The organism is Streptomyces sp. NPDC051582, assembly GCF_040681715.1.
Taxonomy (GTDB): Bacteria; Actinomycetota; Actinomycetes; order Streptomycetales; family Streptomycetaceae; genus Streptomyces.
This window is the reverse complement of record NZ_JBFAZJ010000001.1, coordinates 590,857-617,827: the sequence shown is the minus strand read 5'-3', so window position 1 is coordinate 617,827 and position 26,971 is coordinate 590,857. Positions and strand designations below refer to the sequence as shown.

The following is a 26,971-nucleotide window of genomic DNA, read 5'->3' as shown; positions in this document are numbered from 1 at the left end:
GCCGATATGGCTACCACTTCGCTTGACCTGGCCAAGGTGCGCAACATCGGCATCATGGCTCACATCGACGCGGGCAAGACGACCACCACCGAGCGCATCCTGTTCTACACCGGTGTGTCTTACAAGATCGGTGAAGTCCACGACGGCGCTGCCACGATGGACTGGATGGAGCAGGAGCAGGAGCGCGGCATCACGATCACGTCTGCCGCGACGACCTGCCACTGGCCGCTCGAAGACGTCGACCACACCATCAACATCATCGACACCCCGGGTCACGTGGACTTCACGGTCGAGGTGGAGCGTTCGCTCCGCGTCCTCGACGGTGCCGTCACCGTGTTCGACGGTGTCGCCGGTGTGGAGCCGCAGTCGGAGACGGTGTGGCGTCAGGCCGACCGTTACGGCGTGCCGCGCATCTGCTTCGTCAACAAGCTCGACCGCACCGGTGCCGAGTTCCACCGCTGTGTCGACATGATCAAGGACCGCCTCGGTGCGGTTCCGATCGTGATGCAGCTCCCCATCGGTGCCGAGATGGACTTCCAGGGCGTTGTCGACCTGGTCACCATGAAGGCGTTCGTCTGGTCCGCCGAGGCGACCAAGGGCGAGATGTACGACATCGTCGACATCCCGGCCACGCACACCGAGGCTGCTGAAGAGTGGCGCGGCAAGCTGGTCGAGACCGTCGCCGAGAACGACGACGAGATCATGGAGCTCTTCCTGAACGGCGACGAGCCGTCCGTGGAGCAGCTGCACGCCGCCGTCCGTCGGATCATCCTGAACTCCGGCAAGGGCAAGGGCGAGCCCACGATCACCGCGGTGTTCTGTGGCACGGCGTTCAAGAACAAGGGCGTTCAGCCCCTGCTCGACGCCGTCGTCCGCTACCTGCCGTCGCCGCTGGACATCGAGGCCATCGAGGGCCACGACGTCCGCGACGCCGAGGTGGTCGTGAAGCGCAAGCCGTCCGACGAGGAGCCCCTCGCGGCGCTGGCGTTCAAGATCATGAGCGACCCGCACCTCGGCAAGCTCACCTTCGTCCGGGTTTACTCGGGCCGCCTGGAGGCCGGCACCTCGGTGCTGAACTCCGTCAAGGGCAAGAAGGAGCGCATCGGCAAGATCTACCGCATGCACGCCAACAAGCGTGAAGAGATCGCCGCGGTGGGCGCCGGTGACATCGTCGCCGTCATGGGCCTGAAGCAGACCACCACCGGTGAGACGCTGTGTGACGACAAGCAGCCCGTGATCCTGGAGTCCATGGACTTCCCGGCTCCGGTCATCCAGGTCGCCATCGAGCCCAAGTCCAAGGGCGACCAGGAGAAGCTGGGTGTCGCCATCCAGCGCCTGGCGGAGGAGGACCCCTCCTTCCACGTCCACTCGGACGAGGAGACGGGCCAGACCATCCTCGGCGGTATGGGCGAGCTGCACCTTGAGGTGCTGGTCGACCGTATGAAGCGCGAGTTCAAGGTCGAGGCCAACGTCGGCAAGCCGCAGGTCGCCTACCGCGAGACCATCCGCGGGACCGTGGAGCGTCACGACTACACCCACAAGAAGCAGACCGGTGGTACCGGTCAGTTCGCCAAGGTGCAGATCGCGATCGAGCCGATCACCGAGGCCGACGGTCCGGCGTACGAGTTCGTGAACAAGGTCACCGGTGGCCGCGTGCCGAAGGAGTACATCCCTTCGGTCGACGCCGGTGCGCAGGAGGCCATGCAGTTCGGCATCCTGGCCGGCTACGAGATGACGGGCGTCCGCGTCACGCTTCTCGACGGTGGCTACCACGAGGTCGACTCCTCCGAGCTCGCGTTCAAGATCGCCGGTTCGCAGGCCTTCAAGGAGGCCGCGCGCAAGGCGTCCCCCGTGCTCATGGAGCCGATGATGGCCGTCGAGGTCACCACCCCTGAGGACTACATGGGTGACGTCATCGGTGACATCAACTCCCGCCGTGGCCAGATCCAGGCCATGGAGGAGCGTCACGGTGCTCGTGTCGTGAAGGGCCTCGTGCCCCTTTCGGAGATGTTCGGCTACGTCGGAGACCTCCGCAGCAAGACCTCGGGTCGCGCCAGCTACTCGATGCAGTTCGACTCCTACGCCGAGGTTCCCCGGAACGTCGCCGAGGAGATCATCGCGAAGGCCAAGGGCGAGTAACTCTTCCGAGTACACGCTTTAGGCTTGTCACCGGAGCCTCTGGGGCAACAGGAGTAACCCTCCGTTGCCCCGGAGGGGCCGGCTTTCCAGCAAAGATCACCTGGCGCCGATGAGTAAGGCGTACAGAACCACTCTCCAGGAGGACCCCGTGGCGAAGGCGAAGTTCGAGCGGACTAAGCCGCACGTCAACATCGGCACCATCGGTCACATTGACCACGGTAAGACGACCCTCACGGCCGCCATTACCAAGGTGCTGCACGACGCGTACCCGGACCTGAACGAGGCCTCGGCCTTCGACCAGATCGACAAGGCTCCCGAGGAGCGCCAGCGCGGTATCACCATCTCCATCGCGCACGTCGAGTACCAGACCGAGGCGCGTCACTACGCCCACGTCGACTGCCCGGGTCACGCTGACTACATCAAGAACATGATCACGGGTGCCGCGCAGATGGACGGCGCCATCCTCGTGGTCGCCGCCACCGACGGCCCGATGCCGCAGACCAAGGAGCACGTGCTCCTGGCCCGCCAGGTCGGCGTTCCGTACATCGTCGTCGCCCTGAACAAGGCCGACATGGTGGACGACGAGGAGATCCTGGAGCTCGTCGAGCTTGAGGTCCGTGAGCTGCTCTCCGAGTACGAGTTCCCGGGCGACGACCTGCCGGTCGTCCGCGTCTCCGCGCTGAAGGCGCTTGAGGGCGACAAGGAGTGGGGCGAGAAGCTCCTCGGCCTCATGTCCGCCGTCGACGAGGCCATCCCGACCCCGCCGCGTGACACCGAGAAGCCGTTCCTCATGCCCGTCGAGGACGTCTTCACGATCACCGGTCGCGGTACGGTCGTCACCGGCCGCATCGAGCGTGGTGTCCTGAAGGTCAACGAGACCGTGGACATCATCGGCATCAAGGAAGCCAAGACCACCACCACGGTCACCGGCATCGAGATGTTCCGCAAGCTGCTCGACGAGGGCCAGGCCGGTGAGAACGTCGGTCTGCTCCTCCGTGGCATCAAGCGCGAGGACGTCGAGCGCGGCCAGGTCATCATCAAGCCCGGTTCGGTCACCCCGCACACCGAGTTCGAGGCCCAGGCCTACATCCTGTCGAAGGACGAGGGTGGCCGTCACACCCCGTTCTTCAACAACTACCGCCCGCAGTTCTACTTCCGTACCACGGACGTCACGGGTGTCGTCACCCTGCCGGCCGGCACGGAGATGGTCATGCCGGGCGACAACACCGAGATGACGGTCGCGCTGATCCAGCCGGTCGCCATGGAGGAGGGCCTGAAGTTCGCCATCCGTGAGGGTGGTCGTACGGTCGGCGCCGGCCAGGTCATCAAGATCACGAAGTAATTCGTGTTCTGACCTGGTAGCTCGTGCGAACGGGCACCATGTTTGACGGGAGGGCCCCTTCCCCACCGCTTCGGCGGCGGGGAAGGGGCCCTTCGTCGTACGGGCGGGCACGGACCGCATCCGCGTACGGAAGAGGGCCGCACCCCCGATCACGGGGTGCGGCCCTCTCTCGTGCCCTGCGGGGAGCCGTCAGCCGGTCACGCGCAGGGACTCGGTGAACTCCTTGCACGCGGCGTGGTCCGGCAGCAGGCCCGACTCGATCGCCTCGGCCAGCGTCGGCGCGGCCTCGTCGCGGGCGGACAGCAGCGGGACGTCCGCCGGCCACTCGATGCCCAGGTCCGCGTCGAGCGGGTGGACCGAGTGCTCGCCGGTCGGGTTGTACGTCTCCGAGCAGAGGTACGACAGCGTGGCGTCGTCGCTCAGCGCGCAGAACCCGTGGCCCATGCCCTCCGGGATGTAGACCGCGCGGCGGTCGACGTCGTCCAGGCGGACACCCTCCCACCGGCCGAAGGTCGGGGAGCCGACCCGCAGGTCCACGATGACGTCGAGCACGGCGCCGCGCACGCAGGTGACGTACTTGGCCTGGCCGCGCGGGACGTCGGCGAAGTGGATGCCGCGGACCACGCCGCGCGAGGACACCGAGAGGTTCGCCTGCGCCAGGTTCAGCGGGTGCCCGACGACCTCCGACAGCTTGTCGAAGCGGTACCACTCGGTGAACAGGCCGCGCGGGTCGCCGTGCAGCTGCGGGGTGATCTCGTACGCGCCCTCCATGGAGAGCTGGCGGAACTTCACCGGGAGGACTCCTCGTCGAGCAGGGCGATCAGGTAGTCGCCGTAGCCGCTCTTGAGCAGCGGCTGGGCCAGTTCGCGCAGCTGCGCGGAGTCGATGAGGCCGGCCCGCCAGGCCGCCTCCTCGATGCAACCGATCTTGAAGCCCTGGCGCTCCTCGATCACGCGGACGAACTCCGAGGCCTGGACCATGGAGACGAAGGTCCCGGTGTCCAGCCAGGCGGTGCCGCGGTCGAGAATGGTGACATTCAGCTCACCGGCCTGGAGGTACGCGTCGTTGACCGCGGTGATCTCCAGTTCGCCGCGCGCGCTGGGCTTCAGGTTCCGGGCTATCTCCACGACGCGGTTGTCGTAGAAGTACAGACCGGGCACCGCGTAGCGGGACTTGGGCTTGACCGGCTTCTCCTCGATGGAGATGGCCTGGCCGTTCTCGTCGAACTCGACCACGCCGTAGGCGGTCGGATCGGCCACCGGGTACGCGAAGACCCGGCCGCCCTTGGAGTCGGTGTGCTCCGCCAGGCGCGTGCCGAGGCCGCTGCCGTGGAAGATGTTGTCGCCGAGGATCAGGGCGACGGATTCGTCGCCGATGAAGTCGGCGCCGAGCACGAACGCCTGGGCGATGCCCTCGGGACGCTCCTGGACCGCGTACTCCAGCCGGATGCCGAACTGGGAGCCGTCGCCGAGCAGTCGCTCGAACTGCGCACGGTCCTCCGGCGTGGTGATGACGAGAATCTCGCTGATTCCGGCCATGACCAGGGTGGAGAGCGGGTAGTAGATCATCGGCTTGTCGAAGACGGGGAGCAGCTGCTTCGAGACTGCCCGGGTCAGCGGCCAGAGTCGGGATCCGGTGCCACCGGCCAAGAGAATTCCACGCATGGGCACAACCCTATGCGAGAGCGCGGGGGGCGCCGCGGCCCGGGCCCGGCGGGTGGTGTACGAGCGGCTAGACTCTTCGTATTATGCGCATCCTTGTGACCGGCGGCGCCGGCTTCATCGGTTCAGAATTCGTCCGCCAGCAGCTCGGTGCAGACGCATCGGCCCAGATCACGGTCTTCGACAAGCTGACCTACTCGGGCGTCGAGGCCAACCTCGCCCCGGTCGCCGACCTCCCCGGTTACAAGTTCGTCAAGGGCGACATCTGCGACGCCGAGGCCGTCGACCAGGTGATGCCCGGGCACGACGTGGTGGTGCACTTCGCCGCCGAGTCCCACGTGGACCGCTCGATCGCGGGCGCCGGCCCGTTCGTGATGACCAACGTCGTGGGCACCCAGGTGCTGCTCGACGCCGCCCGCAAGCACGGCGTCGGCCGCTTCGTCCACATCTCCACCGACGAGGTGTACGGCTCGATCACCGAGGGCTCCTGGACCGAGGAGTGGCCGCTGGTGCCTAACTCCCCGTACTCCGCCTCCAAGGCCTCGTCCGACCTGCTGGCCCTGGCCTACGCCCGGACGCACGGCATGGACGTCGTCGTCACGCGCTGCTCCAACAACTACGGGCACTACCAGTTCCCGGAGAAGGTCATCCCGCTGTTCGTCTCCAACCTGATGGACGGCAAGAAGGTCCCGCTGTACGGCAACGGCGGCAACGTCCGCGACTGGCTGCACGTCTCCGACCACTGCCGCGGCATCGACCTGGCGATGCGAAAGGGCCGCGCCGGCGAGGTCTACAACATCGGCGGCGGCACCGAGCTCACCAACAAGGAGCTCACCGGCGTCCTGCTGGAGGCCGCGGGCCTGGGCTGGGAGATGGTCGAGCAGGTCGAGGACCGCAAGGGCCACGACCTCCGCTACTCCATCGACATCAGCAAGATCGGCTCGGAGCTGGGTTACGCCCCGCAGGTCACCTTCGAGGACGGCATCAAGGCCACCATCGAGTGGTACCGCGAGAACCGCGCCTGGTGGGAGCCGCTCAAGGTGAAGGCGGCCCTGCAGAAGTGAGCACCAACGCGATCGCCGGGCGCTGGCTCGTCACCGGTGCCGCCGGAATGCTCGGCCAGGACGTCCTGGCCGAGCTGAAGTCCGCCGGCATCGAGGCCGTGGGCCTGCGCCGAGCCGACCTCGACATCACCGACCCGGCCGCGGTCCGCGCGGCGGTCGAGGGCGTCACCGTGGTCGTGAACTGCGCCGCCTGGACCGACGTGGACGGCGCCGAGACCGCCGAGGACGCCGCGACCGCCGTCAACGGCACCGGTGTGCGCGTCCTGGCCGAGGCCTGCGCCGACGCGCACATACGCCTGCTGCACGTCTCCACCGACTACGTGCTCCCCGGCGACGCCACGGAGCCGTACCGCGAGGACGCCGCGACCGGCCCGCTCAACGCGTACGGGCGCTCCAAGCTGGCCGGCGAGCAGGCCGTGGCCGAACTGCTTCCGCAGGACGGCTACATCGTCCGCACCGCCTGGCTGTACGGCGAGCACGGTCCGAACTTCGTCGCCACCATGCTCAAGCTGGCCGCCCAGCGCGAGACCCTCGACGTCGTCGACGACCAGCACGGCCAGCCCACCTGGTCCCGCGCGCTGGCCCGCCGGCTCGTCGAGCTCGGCCTGGCCGCGCTCAAGGGCTGGGCGATGGGCGGGATCTACCACGGCACCGCGAGCGGCCGCACCACCTGGATGGGGCTCGCCCGCGAGACGTACCGGCTGAGCGGTCTCGACCCCGAGCGGATCCGGCCGACCACCTCCGCCGCGTTCGTCCGCCCGGCCGCCCGCCCCGCGTTCAGCGTGCTCGGCCACGACGCCTGGGACGAGGGGGCGGGCCTGGCCCCGCTCGCCGACTGGCGCGAGCAGCTGGCCCAGGCCCTGGCCACCCCCGCGTTCAGCACGCTGGCCGCGGCCGCCGGGAAGCACGCCGGGGACGGCGCGGCGAAGGGCAGTACGGGATGAAGTCCCTGCTGAGCAGGCTCACCGCGGCGCTGCCGCCGGGCACCGTCGCGGTGGCCGGCGGCACTGTCGTGCTCGGTGCGGCCTCGTACGTCCACCTGGGCGTGGCCGGCCACAGCCTGTCCACGGACGCCATGGCCAACGTCTCGGTGCTGTGGACCATCGTCATGGCGCTGGGCCTCGGCATCTTCTTCCCCATCGAGCAGGAGCTCACCCGGATCGTCGCCGCCCGCGTGGTGCACGGTCAGGGCGCGGCCCCCGTGCTGCGCCGGGCCACGCTGCTGACCTCCGGCATCCTCGGCGCGACGCTGCTCGTCCTCGCGCTGGGCGCGGGCCCGATCGCGGACCTGCTGTTCCGCGGCGACCGCGGCCTGGTGGCGGCCCTCGGCGGCGCGTTCACCGGCATGGCCGTCTGCTACCTGACCCGCGGGGTGCTGGCCGGCCTCGGCCGGTTCGGCGCGTACGGTACGCAACTCGCCGTCGACGGCGGGCTGCGCATCGCCCTCGCCTTCGGCTGCGCTGTCGCCGGACTGCACTCGGCGCTCGCCTTCAGCCTGGTCCTGGCCGTCGCTCCGATCGCCGCGACGCTGGTCACCCTGCCGACGCTGCTGCGCGCCGTGGAGCCCGGCGAGGAGATCGCCTGGCGGGAACTGACCGCCGGACTCGGCCTGCTGATCTGCTCGACCCTGCTGTCCCAGGTCGTCGTCAACGCCGCGGTGATGAGCACGAAGCTGCTCGCCCCCACCGACAGCGTGCTGATCGGCGCGCTGCTGAACGCGCTGGTCCTGGCCCGGGTACCGCTGTTCGTCTTCGGCTCCCTCCAGGCCTCGCTGCTCGGTGGGCTGACGGCCGCCTACACCGCCGGCGACCGGGCGGCGTTCTCCGCGATGCTGCGCCGGATCGGCGTGGTCGTCGGGGCGCTCGGACTGCTGGGCGGGGTGCCCGCGACCGTGCTCGGCCCGTGGCTGATCACGGTGCTGTTCGACGCCAAGCCCGTACTGGGCTGTCTCGACTTCTTCCTTTTGTCCGCCGGCACCGTTGCGTACATGTTCGCGATGGTCCTCGGTCAGGCGCTGATGGTATTCAAGCGGCACAACCTGCAACTGCTCTGCTGGGCCGCCGGCACCGTCGTCCTGATCGGCGTCACCTTCGCACCGGGCGAAGTGGCCCTGCGCGTCATCCTGGCCTACGCTCTCGGATCCCTCGCCACCGTGCTCGGTATGCTGGCGGTGCTGAGGCTGAGGTTCCCCGGAGCGGCTCCGGGAGCGACCGAAGGACCCGGGCACAAGGTCGCCGCAAGCCCACTGGGCGCCGGAGCGGTCGGAGAGTGACCATGCCGGCTTCCCGTTCCGACGTCCCACCGATCACCGCGCACGCGCACGTGCCACATTCCGCTGGAGCTACCGTGTCCCAATACGACGACGTCTGGCTGGTCATCCCGGCCTACAACGAGGGCCAGGTGATCGCCGATGTGGTCGAGGGAGCGCGCAAGACCTTCCCGAACATAGTCGTCGTCGACGACGGCAGCTCCGACAACTCGGCCGAGCACATCGCGACGACCGGCGCCCACCTGGTGCGCCACCCCGTCAACCTCGGCCAGGGCGCCGCCCTCCAGACCGGCCTCAAGTACGCCCTCTCGCAGCCCGGCGCCCGGTACTTCGCGACGTTCGACGCGGACGGCCAGCACCAGACGCCCGACGTCGAGAAGATGGTCCGGGTGCTGCGCGACGACGAGGCCGACGTGGTCCTCGGCTCGCGCTTCATCGAGCAGAACGGCCAAGTGCCGTGGATCAAGCGGGTCGTGCTGCGCACGGCCGCGTCGGTCAGCCCGACCGCCCGCAAGCTGAAGCTCACCGACTCGCACAACGGGCTGCGCGTGCTCAGCCGCAAGGCCGCCGAGCAGCTGAACATCACCATGAACGGCATGGCGCACGCGTCGGAGATCGTCGGCTTCCTGGCCGGGTCCGGCCTGCGCGTCACCGAGGTCCCGGTGGACATCCTCTACACCGAGTACTCGCGCGCCAAGGGTCAGTCCCTGATCAACGGCGTCAACATCATCTTTGACATCACGATGCGGGAGCGAAGCCGCTGATGAAGTACTTCTGGATCCAGCTGCTGCTCATCGCGGGCTCGGTGTCGATGGCCCTCATGTTCATACGGACGTGGGGCCAGGCGAAGAACCGCGCCTGGAAGCGCATCGCGTTCTCCGTGTTCGTCATCGTCAACGTGTACGCGGTGCTCCGCCCCACGGACGTGACGTGGGTGGCGCACCAGCTCGGCGTCGGCCGCGGTACGGACCTCGTGCTGTACGTCATGGTGCTGGCGATGGGCTTCCTGACCCTCAACACCTTCCTGCGCTTCCGCTCGTTGGAGAAGAAGCTCACGGACCTGGCCCGCACGGTGGCCCTGGCCGAGGGAAGTCGTCACAACGACGCGCGCCTGGGCGCGGGCCCCGCCGTCGTGGCCGAGGTCAAGGTCGAGGTCGAGGTCGACGTCGAGCCGAAGCCCGAGCCCGCCGACTCCGACTCCGTGAAGGCCTGACGTCCCGTGGTGACCTTCGACTTCATGCTCCCCTACTACGGGGACGTGCAGCTGATGCAGGACGCCGTCCGCAGCGTCCTGGCCCAGACGGACCGCGACTTCCGCCTCGTCGTCATCGACGACGGCAAGGAGCCGGACGTCCCGGGCTGGTTCGAGGCCCTCGGCGACGAGCGGGTGCACTACACCCGCAACGAGCAGAACCTCGGCATCACCAAGAACTTCCAGAAGTGCGTGCGGCTCTCCGAGGCCGACCACGTCGTCATCATGGGCTGCGACGACCTGCTGCACCCGCACTACCTGGAGACCGTCCGCGCTCTCATAGCCGACAACCCGGGCATCGGCATGGTCCAGCCCGGCGTCGAGGTCATCGACGGCACCGGGCAGGTCGCGTACGGGCTGGCCGACCAGACCAAGCGGCGGCTGTACGCACCGCAGGTCAAGGGAGGCCGCCTGATGGGCGGCGAGGAGCTGGCGACCAGCGTGCTGCGCGGGAACTGGCTGTACTTCCCGTCGATCGCATGGCGCGGCGAGGCCCTGCGCGGGGTCAACTTCCGCGACGAGTACTCGGTCATCCAGGACCTGGCCCTGGTGGTCGACCTCCTCGAACGCGGCGAGCAGATGGTGATCGACGAGTCCACCACCGTGTTCCAGTACCGCCGCCACGCGGTCAGCGAATCCTCGGTACAGGCCTTCTCCGGCACCCGCTTCACCGAGGCCGAGCGGTACTTCTCCGCGGTGGCCGCCCGGATGGACGCCCGCGGCTGGCCCAAGGCCGCGCGCGCGGCCCGCTTCCACAGCGCCTCCCGCTTGCACGCCCTCACGATGCTCCCCGGCGCGCTGCTCCGCGGCCACCGCGAGGGGCTCCGTACGCTCGCCAAGCACGCATTCACCGCCGGTCAGCGCGCCGACTGACCCCGGAGCACCCCAGACAGCGGCCGACGGGCACCGCCCCGCGCACCGCGGTGACACCCGCGATGGAATTGGACTGAGATGACACACCTGGCCCCCGAGGTCGTCGGAACGTCCGGCACGGCGCACAGCCGCTCCGGTACCGGGACCCCGGACGCCGGAGCGGTCCCGTCCTCTTCGGCGGCCCGCCGTCCCTGGACGTCTCGGCGGCGGGTGCTCGCGGTCGCGGAGGGTGTCGTCAGCCTCACGGCGGCCCTGGGCTACATGCTGCTGAGCCGGCGTGTCGACGTGAACCCGATCGTGCGCCTCGGCCAGGTCAGCGGCCTCGCCACGCTGCAGACGTACGCCGCGCTCATCGGCCTGCCGCTGCTCGGTCTGCTGCTCTACACCGCCCACCGGGGTGCGGCCCGGCGCCACCAGCTGGTCAAGCGCATGGTCTGCGCCGCCCTGGCGGGCCTGGCCACCGGAGTGATCGCGGGCGGCATCGTCGTCGCGCTGCACGGCACGCCCCATCCGCTCGGCGGCCAGGAGGGCGACCCGGGCGTCCTGATCGACATGGCCAACTCGTTCCTGCACCACGAGGGGATGTCGGGCATCTACCCGCCCGCCTTCCCGGCCCTGATGGCCCTCTGGGCCAAGGTCCGCTACAACGGCCGCGGCGAGACCGGCTTCGCCCTGCACGACCTCCAGATCTTCTTCACCGCCGTGGCCGGTCCGATGGCCTACCTGGCCTGGCGGCTGCTGCTGCGTCCCTTCTGGGCGCTGCTGATCGCGGTGCCGGCCGCGGTGCTCTTCCTCGACCCAATCCGCCCGTACAGCCACATCGTCATGATCGTGCTGCTGCCGCTGCTCGGTTACTGGCTGCGCGAGATGCGCCTGGCGGGCCGGCGCGGCACGCGGCACCTGATGGTGCGCGGGCTCGTCCTCGGCGTGACCTTCGGCGCGCTGTTCCTCTGGTACTCCGGCTGGTACGTCTGGGCCGCGCCGGGTGCGCTCGTGGCCGCGCTGTTCTTCTTCCCGTGGCGCCAGGGCGCGGCCACCGTCAAGAAGGCGGCCCTGTACATAGGGGTCACGCTGCTGTCGGCCGGCGTCGTCGGCGCACCGCTGCTCTACCAGATGGCCCGGCTGGGCGCGGACAACCCCGACCGCTACGCCTTCCTCGCCGTCTACGCGGACCCCGGGTACGTGCTCGGCTGGGTCTCGGACCGGTCCGGCACCCTCACCTACCAGACCTGGCCGGTGGCCGGGGAGATGGCGGGTCAGAGCGGGTTCGCCCTGCTGCTGCTGTTCGGGGTGGGGCTCGGCCTCGGCCTCGGGATGCGCAACATCATGGTGCGCACGGCGGCGGCGGTCCTGGCCGGCGCCTGGCTCGCCCGGTTCTGGTTCGCCGGGCACATGGCCCAGGACAAGGCCGTCCAGCTCTACCCGCGCACCACGTGGATCATCATGTACTGCCTGATGATCCTGGCCGTGCTCGGCATGATGGCCGCGGTCAACCGGGGCTCCGGGTGGATCGAGCGCACATTCCGCCCGAGCGGTTCCGCTTCCGCCTCCGGTTCGGGTTCCGGTTCGGTTCCCGGGGCCGGGCTCGCCCGGGTCGTTCCGCAGCGGGTGGTCCGCCAGCTCGCCGCCGGCATGGTGTGCGTGGTGGCCCTGTTCGCGACCATGGGCGCGTCCTGGTCGGTCAACCGGTACATGCCCTCGTCCGACGTCGACTCGATGGGCATCGACGCGTACCGCGCCCACGTCATCAAGGAGCGGGACGGCAGCTGCCCGCGCTTCTCGCCCCGCGCGACCTGCTGGGACATCGAGAAGGACGACTGGAAGCCCGGTCCCATCCAGAACTTCATCTGGTGCGCCGGCATCGTGGCCGACGACTGGCCCGCCGTCTGCGGGATGGAGGCGCCCAAGCGCGTGCGCTCGCGGGCGGACATCGAGCGCGACGCCGAAGCCGACCGCCTGGCCCGCAAGCAAGCGGCGCACAAGGAGCAGGACGCCCAGAAGCGGTGACGCGGTCGGGTCGCCCGGACGGCCGGGGTGCCCCCCCCTGCACGGATTGTCACAACCGACCAGTAGCATCCGCCCCGACAGTCGTGTCAGATGGCGCACGAGCCACAGGGGTGGGGAACACAAGTGAGACTGAGTCGTGTGCGCGGTACCGCTCTGGCGGCCGCGCTCGGTGCCGCAGCGGTGCTGGGCATCCAGGGAATGGCCGGGGGAGCCGAACTGACGGCCGCCCCGGGGGGTGAGGGAGCGGCGAAGGCGTACAGCGCCGACGCCAAGGAGACCGGACCGGTCGAGGGCGAGCTGCACAAGCTGGCCCTCCAGCCCAAGGGCGCCGGCGAGGCCGTGCTCTCCCGGCAGGAAACGCAGCCCTTCGGTCTGCTGGGCGTGTCCTGGACGGACCCCGCGGCCGAGCTGAAGGGCACCATCGAGGCCCGCTCCCGCGACGCCGAGACCGGCGCGTGGTCGAAGTGGATCGCCCTCGACCCGGTGAAGCCCGGGATGGACGGCGTACGGCCCGGCGCGCACGGCTCGACCGAGCCCGTCTGGGTCGGCGCGTCGAACGGCGCCGAGGTGCGCATCAGCGGCGGCGGCGCACTGCCCGCCGGGCTGGAGCTGAACCTGGTGGACCCGGGCGGCTCGGCCGCCCAGGCGAAGCAGGGCGGTCAGAAGAAGAACGCCGCCCAGAAGGGCGGCGCAGCGCGGACCGCCGCCCTCCAGGCGGCCCCGGCCGCCTCGGCCGCCACCACGATCGACCCGGGACCGGCTTCCACCGCACCCCAGCCGGCCGTGGTCTCGCGCGCGGCGTGGGGCGCCGACGAGTCCCTGAACAACGAGGGACCGCTGTACCAGACCAGCGGCAAGATCAAGGCGGTCTTCGTCCACCACACCGCCGACACCCAGCCGTACGACTGCTCGCAGTCGGCGGCGATCGTCCGCGGCATCCACGTCTACCACGTGCAGACCAACGGCTGGCGCGACCTCGGCTACAACTTCCTCGTCGACAAGTGCGGCACGATCTTCGAGGGCCGCCAGGGCGGCATCGACCAGGCCATCATCGGCGCGCACACGTTCGGCTGGAACACCGACACGGAGGGCATCGCCGTCCTCGGTGACTACAACGCGGGCGGCGCCTCGGCGGCCGCCCAGGACGCCGTCTCCCGCATCGCGGCCTACAAGCTGGGCCAGTACGACGGCGACATGAACGGCACGACCACGCTGACCGCCGGCGCCACGCAGACCAACTTCTTCGGCACCGCGTTCGAGGTCGGCAAGCAGTACCAGTTCAAGACGCTGTCGGGTCACCGCGACGGCTTCAACACCGAGTGCCCGGGCAACCAGCTCTACGCCCAGCTCGGGTCCCTGCGCGCCTCCGGCCCCGCCGCGCAGCTGAAGGTGGGCACCGTCAACGGCGTCCCGGTCCAGCCGGGGGTCGACGCCACGTCCGACGGCGTCCTGACCGTCGGCTGGTCGACCAGCACCGCCAGTGACCGCATCGGTTCGTTCGAGGTCCTCGTCGACGGCGTCCCGGCGGCCACGGCCTCCGGCACGGCCCGTACGGCGACCTCGATCGTCACCAGCGGCACCCACGAGGTCCAGGTGAAGGCGAACGCGGTCAACGGCAAGACCTCCACCACCCTGCCCGTCAAGGTCGTCTCGGAGGTGAAGCCGGCGAAGTTCACCCCGGTCACCCCGAAGCGCCTGATGGACACGCGCTCGGGCCTCGGCGGCGTTCCGCAGGCGAAGGTCGGTGCGGGCGGCACCGTGACGCTGCCGGTGGCCGGTACGAACGGCATACCGGCCGCCGGTGTGACCGCCGTGGTCCTGAACGTGACCGCGACCGGCCCCACCGAGCCGAGCTACGTGTCCGTGTTCCCCAGCGGTACGACGCGTACGAGCGCTTCGAACCTGAACTTCACCCCCGGCCAGACGATCCCCAACCTGGTGGTCGTCCCGATGGTCGACGGGAAGGTCAGCTTCTTCAACAACCAGGGCACCGTGGACCTGATTGCGGACGTCACGGGTTACTTCACCTCGGCCGGTGACGGCGCGACGCACACGAACATCGGTCCGAAGCGGCTGATGGACACCCGTGCGGGCCTGGGCGTGCCGCAGGGCAAGGTCGGTGCGGGCGGTGTCGTGACGCTGCCGGTGGCCGGTACGAACGGCATCCCGGCGACGGGCGTGACCGCGGTGGTCCTGAACGTGACGGCGACCAACCCGACGGAGCCGAGCTTCGTGTCGGTCTACCCGAGCGGTACGACGCGTACGAGCGCTTCGAACCTGAACTTCACCCCCGGCCTGACCATCCCGAACCTGGTGGTCGTCCCGGTCGTGGACGGGAAGGTCAGCTTCTTCAACAACCAGGGCACCGTGGACCTGATCGCGGACGTCACGGGTTACTTCACCTCGGCCGGTGACGGCGCCTCGCACACGAACATCGGTCCGAAGCGGCTGATGGACACCCGTGCGGGCCTGGGCGTGCCGCAGGGCAAGGTCGGTGCGGGCGGTGTCGTGACGCTGCCGGTGGCCGGTACGAACGGCATTCCGGCGACGGGCGTGACCGCGGTGGTCCTGAACGTGACGGCGACCAACCCGACGGAGCCGAGCTTCGTGTCGGTCTACCCGAGCGGTACGACGCGTACGAGCGCCTCGAACCTGAACTTCACCCCCGGCCAGACGATCCCGAACCTGGTGGTCGTCCCGGTGGTCGACGGGAAGGTCAGCTTCTTCAACAACCAGGGCACCGTGGACCTGATCGCGGACATCACGGGCTACTTCAGCAAGTAGCAGCAACGTTTCGGCGGGCCTCCAGGACGCGGTCCTGGGGGCCCGTGACCTTTCAGGGGCGGGACATGGCGAACAACAACACCACCAACAACGACAACCACGACGACGACAGACCGGCGGTCTCCGACGAGGAGTGGACCCGGTTCATGGAGCAGGCGCGGGCGGGCGCGGGCGAGGCCCCGCAGGAGCCCTCCGCCCGGGCGCGCATGGTCACCGCGCGGCTGCGTGCCGAGTCCGCCGAGCCGCCCGGCTGGCGCACCGGTCCGGCCTGGCAGGAGATGCAGGGGCGGGGGAGGGGCAGGCGGCGGCTCAAGGCCGCGGCGGCGATCGTCTTCATCGCCGCCCTCGCGCTGATCGCCGTACGCCCGGAGCTGGTCATCGACCGGGTCACCGGAAAGGCCGAGCGCGAGGAGAAGGTCCGTGAGCCGCTGCCTGCCGAGACCGCGCGGCCCAGCGCCCCGCCCTCGGCCATCGACCCGGACCGGCCGACCCTCAAGGAGCCCTTCAAGGGCTCCCCGGCCCAGCAGTGGGCCGACGGGGCGGCCGGGATCGAGCTCCCGGAGGCGCAGGCCGTCGGCGGCATGAGCAAGGACCAGGTCGCGGAGGCCCTGGAGAAGGCCAAGCAGTTCCTGGTCTCGGCCAACCTGGACCCGGCGACCCTGCGCGGGGAGCGGCCCGCGGCGGCGCTGGAACTGCTCGACCCGAAGCTCAAGGAAGAGCTGGACCGCGTGGAGGGCACGCTGACGGCTCCGACGAAGGAGAACGACCCGCTGCACCTGTTCACCCGGGTCAAGCCGACCGAGCTGAAGCCCGCGGGCGACGTGGTCAAGGTCCGCGGCCGGATGTGGGTGGAGCCCGGCAAGGAGGCCGGCCAGGCCAACGTGCTGGCCGACTACACCTTCGTCCACCCGCTGATGAAGACGGAGCCGGGCGCCGACGAGGTGGTGCGCTCCATCGTGCGGCGCGAGATCACCTTCTCGATCGCCGATCCGCGCAAGTGGCAGGCCACCGCCGGAAAGCTCTGGCTGGAGAAGTACAACGTCAACCTCGCCAACAGCGCGTGCGACGTGTACGACGGCTACCTGCACCCCACGTTCGCCGACGACGCCCGGACCGGCCCCGCGCCCTCCGGCACGCCCGTGGACCCGTACGACCGGAGCAAGGGCATCGACTCCGGTGCGCCGGAGGGCTGCGGGACCCTGTCCCGCACCTGAGGCCCGTGGGACGGCCCGGGCGGACCCCAAGCGGGGCCCGGGCCGTCCCGTCGCGTGGCGCGGTTTGACCACTCACCGGGGAGGGGTATTCTCTTCGGCCCGATTGGCGCAGTACGTGTCTTGTATGGCAGACTACTCAAGTTGCTCGGCTGAGTGCCGATGCTGCGCGCCTCCCGCCGGGAGGACCGGAAGCGAGTCCCACAGTACTCGTCGCCTTCACCTGCCTTTCGGGGCAGCAATGGGGCGGACGTACGGGAATCTTCTGGGAAGCGTCAGCACGGTGCCTACCAGGCGCTCGGTGGGTGTTTCTCCCCCGAACCGCGGTCTTGGGACCGCACCCCCTTGGACGAGGGAATTTCCGTATGGGAATTTTCTGTAGAGGGAGTGCGACACGCCCGACCGCGTGGGTCGGAGAGAAGCAGTGGAGAGATCCACGGCCGACCGAGGGCCAGAGCGTTTCCACAACAGACAGGACTACGGAGTAGCCATGGCGGGACAGAAGATCCGCATCCGGCTCAAGGCCTACGACCACGAGGTCATCGACTCCTCGGCGAAGAAGATCGTCGAGACGGTGACCCGCACTGGTGCGTCGGTCGCAGGCCCGGTGCCGCTGCCCACTGAGAAGAACGTGTACTGCGTCATCAAGTCGCCGCACAAGTACAAGGACTCGCGCGAGCACTTCGAGATGCGCACGCACAAGCGCCTGATCGACATCCTCGACCCGACGCCCAAGACCGTTGACTCGCTGATGCGCCTGGACCTTCCGGCCGGCGTTGACATCGAGATCAAGCTCTGAGAGGCGTCGAGAAGATGGCAAAGCAGATCAAGGGCGTCCTGGGCGAGAAGCTCGGCATGACCCAGGTCTGGGACGAGAACAACCGTGTCGTCCCGGTGACCGTTGTCAAGGCCGGGCCCTGCGTCGTTACCCAGGTCCGTACGAACGACATCGACGGCTACGAGTCGGTCCAGATCGCCTTCGGCGAGATCGACCCGCGCAAGGTGAACAAGCCCCTCAAGGGCCACTTCGCCAAGGCCGACGTGACCCCGCGCCGCCACCTGGTGGAGCTCCGCACCTCCGACGCCAGCGAGTACACGCTCGGCCAGGAGATCACCGCCCAGGTGTTCGAGTCCGGCGTCAAGGTTGACGTCACGGGCAACAGCAAGGGCAAGGGCTTCGCCGGTGTCATGAAGCGGCACAACTTCCGGGGCCTCGGCGCCGGTCACGGTGTGCAGCGCAAGCACCGCTCCCCCGGTTCGATCGGTGGCTGCGCCACCCCTGGGCGTGTCTTCAAGGGCATGCGCATGGCCGGTCGTATGGGCAACGAGCGCGTCACCACCCAGAACCTGACCATCCACGCGGTTGACGCGGAGAAGGGTCTGCTCCTCATCAAGGGCGCAGTCCCCGGTCCGAACGGCGGCCTCGTCCTGGTCCGTACCGCGGCCAAGGGGGCTTGAGGTAATGAGCACCATTGACATCCTTTCGCCGGCAGGCGACAAGGCCGGTACCGTCGAGCTCCCCGCGGAGATCTTCGACGCGAAGACCAGCGTTCCGCTGATCCACCAGGTCGTTGTCGCCCAGCTGGCTGCTGCCCGTCAGGGCACGCACAAGACCAAGCGCCGTGGCGAAGTCCGTGGTGGTGGCCGCAAGCCGTACCGCCAGAAGGGCACCGGCCGCGCCCGTCAGGGTTCGACCCGCGCTCCGCAGTTCGTCGGCGGTGGCGTCGTCCACGGCCCGCAGCCGCGTGACTACTCCCAGCGGACCCCGAAGAAGATGAAGGCCGCCGCCCTCCGCGGTGCCCTCTCGGACCGTGCGCGTCACTCCCGCATCCACGTCGTCACCGGCGTGGTCGAGGGTGCCGCCTCCACGAAGGCCGCCAAGACGCTGTTCGGCAAGATCTCGGAGCGCAAGAACCTGCTCCTGGTCGTCGAGCGTGCCGACGAGGCCGCGTGGCTGTCCGCCCGCAACCTGCCCCAGGTCCACATCCTGGAGCCGGGCCAGCTGAACACGTACGACGTGATCGTCTCTGACGACGTGGTCTTCACTCAGGCCGCTTTCGAGTCCTTCGTGTCTGGCCCCAAGGCCGATGAGACCGAAGGGAGCGACGCCTGATGTCTGAGGCGACCGTTACCAGCAAGACCTTCACTGACCCGCGCGACCTGCTGATCAAGCCGGTTGTCTCGGAGAAGAGCTACGCGCTGCTGGACGAGAACAAGTACACGTTCATCGTCGCGCCCGGCTCCAACAAGACCCAGATCAAGCAGGCCGTCGAGGCGGTCTTCGGGGTCAAGGTCACCGGGGTCAACACGATCAACCGTCAGGGTAAGCGCAAGCGCACCAAGACCGGTTTCGGCAAGCGCGCTGACACCAAGCGCGCCATCGTGACCCTCGCTGAGGGCGACCGAATCGACATCTTCGGCGGCCAGGCCTCCTAACGGAGGTCTAGTCGTCCGGAATCGGACGAGGACTGAGAAATGGGTATCCGCAAGTACAAGCCGACGACCCCGGGCCGTCGTGGCTCCAGCGTCGCCGACTTTGTCGAGATCACGCGGTCCACGCCGGAGAAGTCGCTGGTTCGCCCGCTGCACAGCAAGGGCGGCCGTAACAACACCGGTCGGATCACTGTTCGCCACCAGGGTGGCGGTCACAAGCGCGCCTACCGCGTGATCGACTTCCGTCGTCACGACAAGGACGGCGTGCCGGCCAAGGTCGCGCACATCGAGTACGACCCCAACCGCACCGCGCGCATCGCGCTGCTGCACTACGCGGACGGCGAGAAGCGCTACATCATCGCGCCGAAGGCTCTGAAGCAGGGCGACCGGATTGAGAACGGCCCCACGGCCGACATCAAGCCCGGCAACAACCTTGCGCTCCGCAACATCCCGGTCGGTACCACGATCCACGCGATCGAGCTCCGTCCCGGTGGCGGCGCCAAGTTCGCGCGCTCCGCTGGTGCCTCCGTGCAGCTGCTGGCGAAGGAGGGCACCATGGCCCACCTCCGCATGCCGTCGGGCGAGATCCGTCTCGTCGACGCGCGCTGCCGCGCCACGGTCGGCGAGGTCGGCAACGCCGAGCAGTCGAACATCAACTGGGGCAAGGCCGGCCGCATGCGCTGGAAGGGCGTTCGCCCCTCCGTCCGCGGTGTCGCGATGAACCCGGTTGACCACCCGCACGGTGGTGGTGAGGGCAAGACCAGTGGTGGTCGCCACCCGGTCTCCCCGTGGGGTCAGAAGGAGGGTCGTACTCGCTCGCCGAAGAAGGCTTCGAGCAAGTACATCGTCCGCCGCCGCAAGACGAACAAGAAGCGCTAGGAGCGGGTTTAGATGCCGCGCAGTCTCAAGAAGGGGCCCTTCGTCGACGACCACCTCGTAAAGAAGGTGGACGTCCAGAACGAAGCCGGCACCAAGAACGTCATCAAGACCTGGTCCCGTCGCTCGATGATCATCCCCAGCATGCTGGGTCACACCATCGCGGTGCACAACGGCAAGACCCACGTCCCGGTGTTCGTCACCGAGTCGATGGTCGGCCACAAGCTCGGCGAGTTCTCGCCGACTCGCACCTTCCGCGGCCACGTCAAGGACGACCGGAAGTCGAAGCGCCGCTAAAGGCGGGGTGGTTACGACTATGACTTACACCGAAGGGACAACCATGGAAGCCAGGGCCCAGGCGCGGTACATCCGCGTCACGCCCATGAAGGCCCGCCGAGTGGTGGACCTTATCCGTGGCATGGATGCCACGGAGGCTCAGGCGGTCCTGCGTTTCGCCCCGCAGGCCGCGAGCGTGCCGGTCGGCAAGGTGCTGGACAGCGCCATTGCCAACGCCGCACACAACTACAACCACCCGGACGCCTCCACGCTGGTCATCAGCGAGGCGTTCGTGGACGAGGGCCCGACCCTGAAGCGGTTCCGTCCGCGTGCGCAGGGCCGTGCCTACCGGATCCGCAAGCGGACCAGCCACATCACCGTGGTCGTCAGCAGCAAGGAAGGTTCCCGGTAATGGGCCAGAAGGTAAACCCGCACGGGTTCCGGCTCGGCATCACCACCGACTTCAAGTCGCGTTGGTACGCCGACAAGCTGTACAAGGACTACGTCAAGGAAGACGTCGCCATCCGTCGGATGATGACGTCCGGCATGGAGCGCGCCGGCATCTCGAAGGTTGAGATCGAGCGCACCCGTGACCGCGTGCGTGTGGACATCCACACCGCTCGTCCGGGCATCGTCATCGGCCGCCGTGGCGCCGAGGCCGACCGCATCCGCGGTGACCTCGAAAAGCTCACGGGCAAGCAGGTCCAGCTGAACATCCTCGAGGTCAAGAACCCCGAGCTCGACGCTCAGCTGGTTGCCCAGGCCGTTGCCGAGCAGCTCTCCTCCCGCGTCTCCTTCCGTCGTGCCATGCGCAAGAGCATGCAGGGCACGATGAAGGCCGGCGCCAAGGGCATCAAGATCCAGTGTGGCGGCCGTCTCGGCGGCGCCGAGATGTCCCGCTCCGAGTTCTACCGCGAGGGTCGTGTGCCGCTGCACACGCTGCGCGCGAACGTGGACTACGGCTTCTTCGAGGCCAAGACCACCTTCGGCCGTATCGGTGTGAAGGTCTGGATCTACAAGGGCGACGTCAAGAACATCGCCGAGGTTCGCGCCGAGAACGCTGCGGCCCGTGCGGGTAACCGCCCGGCCCGTGGCGCGCAGGGCGCTGGCGACCGTCCCGCCGGCCGTGGTGGCCGTGGTGGCGAGCGCGGCGGCCGTGGTGGCCGCAAGCCGCAGCAGGCTGCTGGTGCCGAGGCCCCCAAGGCCGACGCTCCCGCCGCCGCTCCGGCCGAGAGCACCGGAACGGAGGCCTGACCGACATGCTGATCCCTCGTAGGGTCAAGCACCGCAAGCAGCACCACCCGAAGCGCCGCGGTATGGCCAAGGGCGGTACTGAGGTCTCGTTCGGCGAGTACGGCATCCAGGCGCTCACCCCCGCCTACGTGACGAACCGCCAGATCGAGGCGGCTCGTATCGCGATGACCCGCCACATCAAGCGTGGCGGCAAGGTCTGGATCAACATCTACCCGGACCGTCCGCTGACGAAGAAGCCGGCCGAGACCCGCATGGGTTCCGGTAAGGGTTCTCCCGAGTGGTGGATCGCGAACGTGCACCCGGGCCGGGTCATGTTCGAGCTGTCCTACCCGAACGAGAAGATTGCTCGTGAGGCGCTCACCCGCGCTGCTCACAAGCTTCCGATGAAGTGCCGGATTGTTCGGCGCGAGGCAGGTGAGTCGTGATGGCGACGGGAACCAAGGCGTCCGAGCTGCGTGAGCTCGGCAACGAGGAGCTCGTTGGCAAGCTGCGCGAGGCCAAGGAGGAGCTGTTCAAGCTCCGCTTCCAGGCGGCCACGGGTCAGCTGGAGAACAACGGCCGGCTCAAGTCCGTCCGTAAGGACATCGCTCGCATCTACACCCTGATGCACGAGCGTGAGCTCGGTATCGAGACGGTGGAGAGCGCCTGATGAGCGAGAAGAACGTGACTGAGACGAACGAGCGCGGTTTCCGCAAGACCCGTGAGGGTCTCGTCGTCAGCGACAAGATGGACAAGACCGTCGTCGTCGCCGTCGAGGACCGCGTGAAGCACGCGCTGTACGGCAAGGTCATCCGCCGTACGAACAAGCTCAAGGCTCACGACGAGCAGAACGCTGCCGGCGTCGGCGACCGCGTCCTCATCATGGAGACGCGTCCGCTGTCGGCGAGCAAGCGCTGGCGCATCGTCGAGATCCTTGAGAAGGCCAAGTAAGGAACTTCGCGCAAGCGAATTCCAATAGTCAAGGCCTGAGGGGTCTCCCTCAGGTTCGTTCCGCCAGGCTCGGTGGGGGCCACAGCTCTTCGGAGTACGAGGCCCCCGCCGGGAACCGGCAGACAATCAGGAGATACACGTGATCCAGCAGGAGTCGCGACTGCGTATCGCCGACAACACTGGTGCCAAGGAAATCCTTTGCATCCGTGTTCTCGGTGGTTCCGGTCGCCGCTACGCGGGCATCGGTGACGTCATCGTCGCCACCGTCAAGGACGCGATCCCCGGTGGCAACGTGAAGAAGGGTGACGTCGTCAAGGCGGTCATCGTTCGCACCGTCAAGGAGCGCCGCCGCCAGGACGGCTCGTACATCCGCTTCGACGAGAACGCCGCTGTCATTCTCAAGAACGACGGCGACCCTCGTGGCACCCGTATCTTCGGCCCGGTGGGCCGTGAGCTGCGCGAGAAGAAGTTCATGAAGATCATCTCGCTCGCGCCGGAGGTGCTGTAAGCATGAAGATCAAGAAGGGCGACCTGGTCCAGGTCATCACCGGTAAGGACAAGGGCAAGCAGGGCAAGGTCATTCAGGCCATCCCCGCTGAGAACCGCGTCCTCGTCGAGGGTGTCAACCGGGTCAAGAAGCACACCAAGGCCGGCCAGACCGCTGGTGGCTCGCAGACCGGTGGCATCGTGATCACCGAGGCGCCGATCCACGTCAGCAACGTTCAGCTGGTCGTGGAGAAGGACGGCCAGAAGGTCGTCACCCGCGTCGGTTTCCGCTTCGACGACGAGGGCAACAAGATCCGCGTTGCCAAGCGGACGGGTGAGGACATCTGATGGCTACCACTCCGCGTCTCAAGACGAAGTACCGCGAGGACATCGCGGGCAAGCTGCGTGAAGAGTTCTCGTACGAGAACGTCATGCAGATTCCCGGTCTCGTGAAGATCGTGGTCAACATGGGTGTGGGCGACGCCGCCCGCGACTCCAAGCTGATCGACGGCGCCATCCGCGACCTGACGACGATCACCGGTCAGAAGCCGGCCGTCACGAAGGCCCGCAAGTCCATCGCGCAGTTCAAGCTGCGCGAGGGTCAGCCGATCGGCTGCCACGTCACCCTCCGTGGTGACCGCATGTGGGAGTTCCTGGACCGTACGCTGTCGCTCGCGCTGCCGCGTATCCGTGACTTCCGTGGTCTGTCGCCGAAGCAGTTCGACGGCCGTGGCAACTACACCTTCGGTCTCACGGAGCAGGTCATGTTCCACGAGATCGACCAGGACAAGATCGACCGTACCCGGGGTATGGACATCACCGTGGTCACCACGGCGACCAACGACGCTGAGGGCCGCGCGCTCCTCCGTCACCTCGGCTTCCCCTTCAAGGAGGCGTAAGCGAGATGGCGAAGAAGGCTCTCATCGCGAAGGCTGCCCGCAAGCCCAAGTTCGGTGTGCGTGCGTACACCCGCTGCCAGCGCTGCGGTCGTCCCCACTCCGTGTACCGCAAGTTCGGCCTGTGCCGCGTCTGCCTTCGTGAGATGGCTCACCGTGGCGAGCTGCCGGGCGTGACCAAGAGCTCCTGGTAATTCGCCCTCGTCCGCAAGGACTTGGGGAGTACCAGGCACTCTCGGTAAGCATCTGGTCGGTGGGTGCCCTGCTCCGCATGCCGTAGGCTTGTGGGGTTGGGCGTCCGCCGTCCATAACGACTTACTACGCCGTAGGTCCCCGCACCGCACCCGTCCCGCCACTGAGTGGGGAGAGGGATGGCGCATACAGGAAACCCCGGCGAGAGAGGCCGAAGGCCACTTCATGACCATGACTGACCCGATCGCAGACATGCTGACCCGTCTGCGTAACGCTAACTCGGCGTACCACGACACCGTCGTGATGCCGCACAGCAAGATCAAGTCGCACATCGCGGAGATCCTCAAGCAAGAGGGTTTCATCACCGGCTGGAAGGTCGAGGACGCCGAGGTCGGCAAGAACCTCGTCCTTGAGCTGAAGTTCGGGCCGAACCGTGAGCGCTCCATCGCGGGCATCAAGCGGATCTCGAAGCCCGGTCTGCGCGTGTACGCAAAGTCCACCAACCTGCCGAAGGTCCTCGGCGGCCTGGGCGTGGCGATCATCTCCACGTCCCACGGTCTCCTGACCGGCCAGCAGGCAGGCAAGAAGGGCGTAGGTGGGGAAGTCCTCGCCTACGTCTGGTAGTCGGGAACGGAGGAAAAGCAATGTCGCGAATCGGCAAGCTCCCCATCCAGGTTCCCGCCGGTGTGGACGTCACCATCGATGGCCGCACGGTCGCGGTGAAGGGCCCCAAGGGTCTCCTCTCGCACACCGTTGCCGCGCCGATCGAGATCGTCAAGGGTGAGGACGGCGTTCTGAACGTCACCCGCCCCAACGACGAGCGTCAGAACAAGGCCCTGCACGGCCTGTCCCGCACGCTGGTGGCGAACATGATCACCGGCGTGACCGCGGGTTACGTCAAGGCTCTCGAAATCAGCGGTGTCGGTTACCGCGTCGCCGCGAAGGGCTCCGCTCTGGAGTTCCAGCTTGGTTACAGCCACCCGATCCTGATCGAGGCGCCCGAGGGCATCTCCTTCAAGGTCGAGTCGCCCACCAAGTTCTCGGTCGAGGGCATCGACAAGCAGAAGGTCGGCGAGGTCGCCGCCAACATCCGCAAGCTGCGGAAGCCCGACCCGTACAAGGCCAAGGGTGTCAAGTACGCCGGCGAGGTCATCCGCCGCAAGGTCGGAAAGGCTGGTAAGTAGCCATGGCATACGGTGTGAAGATCGCCAAGGGCGACGCGTACAAGCGCGCTGCCAAGGCTCGCCGCCACATCCGCATTCGCAAGAACGTGTCGGGTACGGCGGAGCGTCCGCGCCTCGTCGTGACGCGTTCGAACCGCAACATCGTTGCTCAGGTCATCGACGACCTCCAGGGTCACACCCTGGCGTCCGCGTCGACCCTGGACACCTCGATCCGCGGTGGCGAAGGCGACAAGAGCGCCCAGGCCCAGGCCGTCGGCGCGCTCGTGGCCGAGCGTGCGAAGGCTGCCGGCGTCGAGACCGTTGTCTTCGACCGCGGTGGCAACCGATACGCCGGGCGCATTGCCGCTCTGGCTGACGCCGCCCGCGAAGCCGGGCTGAAGTTCTAAGCCCCGGTTCCGGGACTCACGGACGTAACAGAGAGAGGTAATCCAATGGCTGGACCCCAGCGCCGCGGAAGCGGTGCCGGTGGCGGCGAGCGGCGGGACCGGAAGGGTCGCGACGGTGGCCCTGCCGCCGAGAAGACCGCTTACGTTGAGCGCGTTGTCGCGATCAACCGCGTCGCCAAGGTTGTCAAGGGTGGTCGCCGCTTCAGCTTCACCGCGCTGGTCGTGGTGGGCGACGGTGACGGCACTGTAGGTGTCGGTTACGGCAAGGCCAAGGAAGTTCCCGCGGCCATCGCCAAGGGTGTCGAGGAAGCCAAGAAGAGCTTCTTCAAGGTTCCGCGCATCCAGGGCACCATCCCGCACCCGATCCAGGGCGAGAAGGCGGCCGGCGTTGTCCTGCTGAAGCCTGCTTCCCCCGGTACCGGTGTTATCGCCGGTGGCCCGGTGCGCGCCGTTCTGGAGTGCGCCGGCGTTCACGACATCCTGTCGAAGTCGCTCGGCTCCGACAACGCGATCAACATCGTGCACGCGACCGTGGAGGCCCTGAAGGGCCTGCAGCGTCCCGAGGAGATCGCGGCTCGCCGTGGTCTGCCCCTCGAAGACGTCGCCCCCGCGGCTCTCCTTCGTGCACGTGCCGGGGCGGGTGCGTAATGGCTCGCCTCAAGATCACGCAGACGAAGTCGTACATCGGCAGCAAGCAGAACCACCGCGACACTCTGCGTTCGCTCGGGCTCAAGCGCCTGAACGACGTGGTCGTCAAGGAGGACCGCCCCGAGTTCCGCGGAATGGTGCACACCGTCCGCCACCTCGTGACGGTTGAGGAGGTTGACTAACATGGCTGAGAACAGCCCGCTGAAGGCCCACAACCTCCGTCCCGCCCCCGGCGCCAAGACCGCGAAGACCCGTGTCGGTCGTGGTGAGGCGTCGAAGGGTAAGACGGCCGGTCGTGGTACGAAGGGCCAGAAGGCCCGTTACCAGATCCCGCAGCGCTTCGAGGGTGGGCAGATGCCCCTCCACATGCGCCTGCCGAAGCTCAAGGGCTTCAAGAACCCGTTCCGCACCGAGTTCCAGGTTGTCAACCTGGACAAGCTCGGCGCTCTCTACCCCGAGGGTGGAGAGGTCACGGTGGCCGACCTGGTCGCCAAGGGCGCGGTTCGCAAGAACAGCCTCGTCAAGGTCCTGGGCCAGGGCGAGATCTCCGTGGCGCTGACGGTTTCGGTTGACGCCGTCTCCGCCTCCGCCAAGGAGAAGATCGCCGCTGCCGGCGGCACCGTCACCGAGCTCGTCTAAGACGAACTTTGTGACAAATAGCGAGTAAAACCCGACCGGGGATGCCTCACATATGGGGCATCCCCGGTTGGTCGTTCCACGGGGGGCACAGTCGCCGGTAAGGTGGCCTGCACCTTTGCTTGTACGTATTCGTCGATCCCTCAGACCGTCACCTCTGACGCAGTAGCGC

34 protein-coding genes are annotated in these 26,971 nt (G+C 68.0%); 32 read left to right on the top strand and 2 right to left on the bottom strand.

Annotated elements, in window-relative coordinates; translation table 11 throughout:
• The first annotated feature begins 6 nt into the window (after positions 1 to 6).
• Positions 7 to 2,139 carry an elongation factor G gene (gene fusA, locus AB0M92_RS02875; RefSeq protein ID WP_350912258.1) on the top strand — a complete coding sequence of 711 codons (2,133 nt, stop codon included), beginning with the start codon at positions 7 to 9 and terminating at the stop codon, positions 2,137 to 2,139.
• A gap of 148 nt (positions 2,140 to 2,287) precedes the next feature.
• Positions 2,288 to 3,481 (top strand): elongation factor Tu, encoded by a 1,194-nt coding sequence (tuf, locus tag AB0M92_RS02870; RefSeq protein WP_366100273.1) that lies wholly within the window; start codon positions 2,288 to 2,290, stop codon positions 3,479 to 3,481.
• 189 nt (positions 3,482 to 3,670) lie between these two features.
• Here the strand turns inward: tuf and rfbC are convergent, their stop codons facing one another.
• The gene (gene rfbC / locus AB0M92_RS02865) at positions 3,671 to 4,273 is read right to left on the bottom strand and encodes a dTDP-4-dehydrorhamnose 3,5-epimerase (RefSeq protein WP_366100272.1); all 603 of its coding nucleotides are present in this window, start codon (positions 4,271 to 4,273) and stop codon (positions 3,671 to 3,673) included.
• A complete protein-coding gene (gene rfbA / locus AB0M92_RS02860; RefSeq protein ID WP_048474782.1) occupies positions 4,270 to 5,145 on the bottom strand; it encodes a glucose-1-phosphate thymidylyltransferase RfbA in 876 nt (291 codons plus the stop codon). Before rfbA ends, rfbC begins: the two co-directional genes overlap by 4 nt.
• An 83-nt stretch (positions 5,146 to 5,228) precedes the next feature.
• Here rfbA and rfbB point away from each other — a divergent pair, with 83 nt between their 5' ends.
• From rfbB to rplO, 30 genes are all read left to right on the top strand, one after another.
• Entirely contained in the window at positions 5,229 to 6,206 is a 978-nt protein-coding gene (gene rfbB, locus AB0M92_RS02855) for a dTDP-glucose 4,6-dehydratase (RefSeq protein ID WP_366100271.1), read from the top strand.
• Between the two features lie 11 nt (positions 6,207 to 6,217).
• Complete coding sequence (gene rfbD / locus AB0M92_RS02850) at positions 6,218 to 7,150, top strand: dTDP-4-dehydrorhamnose reductase (RefSeq protein WP_366100359.1); 933 nt, start codon at positions 6,218 to 6,220, stop codon at positions 7,148 to 7,150.
• Positions 7,147 to 8,478: a hypothetical protein gene (locus AB0M92_RS02845; RefSeq protein ID WP_366100270.1), complete on the top strand. Its 1,332-nt coding sequence runs from the start codon at positions 7,147 to 7,149 to the stop codon at positions 8,476 to 8,478. Before rfbD ends, AB0M92_RS02845 begins: the two co-directional genes overlap by 4 nt.
• 74 nt (positions 8,479 to 8,552) lie before the next feature.
• Positions 8,553 to 9,239, top strand: a complete 687-nt coding sequence (locus tag AB0M92_RS02840) for a glycosyltransferase family 2 protein (protein ID WP_366100269.1) — start codon at positions 8,553 to 8,555, stop codon at positions 9,237 to 9,239.
• Positions 9,239 to 9,688, top strand: a complete 450-nt coding sequence (locus tag AB0M92_RS02835; RefSeq protein ID WP_366100268.1) for a DUF2304 domain-containing protein — start codon at positions 9,239 to 9,241, stop codon at positions 9,686 to 9,688. The genes AB0M92_RS02840 and AB0M92_RS02835 overlap by 1 nt, the downstream gene beginning before the upstream one ends.
• Before the next feature lie 9 nt (positions 9,689 to 9,697).
• Positions 9,698 to 10,600 (top strand): glycosyltransferase, encoded by a 903-nt coding sequence (locus AB0M92_RS02830; RefSeq protein ID WP_366100267.1) that lies wholly within the window; start codon positions 9,698 to 9,700, stop codon positions 10,598 to 10,600.
• A 78-nt stretch (positions 10,601 to 10,678) separates the two neighbouring features.
• The gene (locus AB0M92_RS02825) at positions 10,679 to 12,607 is read left to right on the top strand and encodes a hypothetical protein (protein WP_366100266.1); all 1,929 of its coding nucleotides are present in this window, start codon (positions 10,679 to 10,681) and stop codon (positions 12,605 to 12,607) included.
• Positions 12,608 to 12,745: 138 nt separating this feature from the next.
• Entirely contained in the window at positions 12,746 to 15,391 is a 2,646-nt protein-coding gene (locus AB0M92_RS02820; protein WP_366100265.1) for a peptidoglycan recognition protein, read from the top strand.
• Between the two features lie 65 nt (positions 15,392 to 15,456).
• Complete coding sequence (locus AB0M92_RS02815; RefSeq protein WP_366100264.1) at positions 15,457 to 16,605, top strand: hypothetical protein; 1,149 nt, start codon at positions 15,457 to 15,459, stop codon at positions 16,603 to 16,605.
• Positions 16,606 to 17,092: 487 nt separating this feature from the next.
• A complete protein-coding gene (rpsJ, locus tag AB0M92_RS02810; RefSeq protein WP_003948644.1) occupies positions 17,093 to 17,401 on the top strand; it encodes a 30S ribosomal protein S10 in 309 nt (102 codons plus the stop codon).
• Between the two features lie 14 nt (positions 17,402 to 17,415).
• Entirely contained in the window at positions 17,416 to 18,060 is a 645-nt protein-coding gene (gene rplC / locus AB0M92_RS02805; protein WP_008739720.1) for a 50S ribosomal protein L3, read from the top strand.
• A 4-nt stretch (positions 18,061 to 18,064) separates the two neighbouring features.
• Positions 18,065 to 18,715, top strand: a complete 651-nt coding sequence (gene rplD, locus AB0M92_RS02800; RefSeq protein ID WP_030008466.1) for a 50S ribosomal protein L4 — start codon at positions 18,065 to 18,067, stop codon at positions 18,713 to 18,715.
• On the top strand, positions 18,715 to 19,038 hold the full coding sequence (gene rplW, locus AB0M92_RS02795; protein WP_030154694.1) for a 50S ribosomal protein L23: 324 nt from the start codon (positions 18,715 to 18,717) through the stop codon (positions 19,036 to 19,038). Before rplD ends, rplW begins: the two co-directional genes overlap by 1 nt.
• A gap of 39 nt (positions 19,039 to 19,077) precedes the next feature.
• Positions 19,078 to 19,914 carry a 50S ribosomal protein L2 gene (rplB, locus tag AB0M92_RS02790; protein ID WP_008739715.1) on the top strand — a complete coding sequence of 279 codons (837 nt, stop codon included), beginning with the start codon at positions 19,078 to 19,080 and terminating at the stop codon, positions 19,912 to 19,914.
• Positions 19,915 to 19,926: 12 nt separating this feature from the next.
• Positions 19,927 to 20,208, top strand: a complete 282-nt coding sequence (gene rpsS, locus AB0M92_RS02785; RefSeq protein WP_008739713.1) for a 30S ribosomal protein S19 — start codon at positions 19,927 to 19,929, stop codon at positions 20,206 to 20,208.
• Between the two features lie 43 nt (positions 20,209 to 20,251).
• The gene (gene rplV, locus AB0M92_RS02780) at positions 20,252 to 20,599 is read left to right on the top strand and encodes a 50S ribosomal protein L22 (protein ID WP_037792011.1); all 348 of its coding nucleotides are present in this window, start codon (positions 20,252 to 20,254) and stop codon (positions 20,597 to 20,599) included.
• Complete coding sequence (rpsC, locus tag AB0M92_RS02775; RefSeq protein ID WP_008739710.1) at positions 20,599 to 21,441, top strand: 30S ribosomal protein S3; 843 nt, start codon at positions 20,599 to 20,601, stop codon at positions 21,439 to 21,441. The genes rplV and rpsC overlap by 1 nt, the downstream gene beginning before the upstream one ends.
• Positions 21,442 to 21,446: 5 nt before the next feature.
• On the top strand, positions 21,447 to 21,866 hold the full coding sequence (gene rplP / locus AB0M92_RS02770) for a 50S ribosomal protein L16 (protein ID WP_030026326.1): 420 nt from the start codon (positions 21,447 to 21,449) through the stop codon (positions 21,864 to 21,866).
• Positions 21,866 to 22,090, top strand: coding sequence for a 50S ribosomal protein L29 (gene rpmC / locus AB0M92_RS02765; RefSeq protein ID WP_008739703.1), 225 nt, complete (start codon positions 21,866 to 21,868; stop codon positions 22,088 to 22,090). The genes rplP and rpmC overlap by 1 nt, the downstream gene beginning before the upstream one ends.
• The gene (rpsQ, locus tag AB0M92_RS02760) at positions 22,090 to 22,371 is read left to right on the top strand and encodes a 30S ribosomal protein S17 (protein ID WP_030026328.1); all 282 of its coding nucleotides are present in this window, start codon (positions 22,090 to 22,092) and stop codon (positions 22,369 to 22,371) included. Before rpmC ends, rpsQ begins: the two co-directional genes overlap by 1 nt.
• Positions 22,372 to 22,510: 139 nt before the next feature.
• The gene (rplN, locus tag AB0M92_RS02755) at positions 22,511 to 22,879 is read left to right on the top strand and encodes a 50S ribosomal protein L14 (RefSeq protein ID WP_008739701.1); all 369 of its coding nucleotides are present in this window, start codon (positions 22,511 to 22,513) and stop codon (positions 22,877 to 22,879) included.
• 2 nt (positions 22,880 to 22,881) lie between these two features.
• Complete coding sequence (gene rplX, locus AB0M92_RS02750) at positions 22,882 to 23,205, top strand: 50S ribosomal protein L24 (RefSeq protein WP_366100263.1); 324 nt, start codon at positions 22,882 to 22,884, stop codon at positions 23,203 to 23,205.
• The gene (gene rplE / locus AB0M92_RS02745) at positions 23,205 to 23,756 is read left to right on the top strand and encodes a 50S ribosomal protein L5 (RefSeq protein WP_030154702.1); all 552 of its coding nucleotides are present in this window, start codon (positions 23,205 to 23,207) and stop codon (positions 23,754 to 23,756) included. The genes rplX and rplE overlap by 1 nt, the downstream gene beginning before the upstream one ends.
• Positions 23,757 to 23,761: 5 nt before the next feature.
• Complete coding sequence (locus AB0M92_RS02740) at positions 23,762 to 23,947, top strand: type Z 30S ribosomal protein S14 (protein WP_003956452.1); 186 nt, start codon at positions 23,762 to 23,764, stop codon at positions 23,945 to 23,947.
• 223 nt (positions 23,948 to 24,170) lie between these two features.
• Positions 24,171 to 24,569 (top strand): 30S ribosomal protein S8, encoded by a 399-nt coding sequence (rpsH, locus tag AB0M92_RS02735; protein ID WP_007265911.1) that lies wholly within the window; start codon positions 24,171 to 24,173, stop codon positions 24,567 to 24,569.
• Between the two features lie 20 nt (positions 24,570 to 24,589).
• A complete protein-coding gene (rplF, locus tag AB0M92_RS02730; RefSeq protein ID WP_366100262.1) occupies positions 24,590 to 25,129 on the top strand; it encodes a 50S ribosomal protein L6 in 540 nt (179 codons plus the stop codon).
• Positions 25,130 to 25,131: 2 nt separating this feature from the next.
• Positions 25,132 to 25,515, top strand: a complete 384-nt coding sequence (gene rplR / locus AB0M92_RS02725) for a 50S ribosomal protein L18 (RefSeq protein ID WP_008739696.1) — start codon at positions 25,132 to 25,134, stop codon at positions 25,513 to 25,515.
• Positions 25,516 to 25,560: 45 nt separating this feature from the next.
• Positions 25,561 to 26,163, top strand: coding sequence for a 30S ribosomal protein S5 (gene rpsE, locus AB0M92_RS02720; RefSeq protein ID WP_366100261.1), 603 nt, complete (start codon positions 25,561 to 25,563; stop codon positions 26,161 to 26,163).
• The gene (rpmD, locus tag AB0M92_RS02715) at positions 26,163 to 26,345 is read left to right on the top strand and encodes a 50S ribosomal protein L30 (protein WP_005313525.1); all 183 of its coding nucleotides are present in this window, start codon (positions 26,163 to 26,165) and stop codon (positions 26,343 to 26,345) included. The genes rpsE and rpmD overlap by 1 nt, the downstream gene beginning before the upstream one ends.
• Position 26,346: 1 nt before the next feature.
• Positions 26,347 to 26,802, top strand: a complete 456-nt coding sequence (gene rplO / locus AB0M92_RS02710; RefSeq protein WP_030154704.1) for a 50S ribosomal protein L15 — start codon at positions 26,347 to 26,349, stop codon at positions 26,800 to 26,802.
• Positions 26,803 to 26,971: the final 169 nt, after the last annotated feature.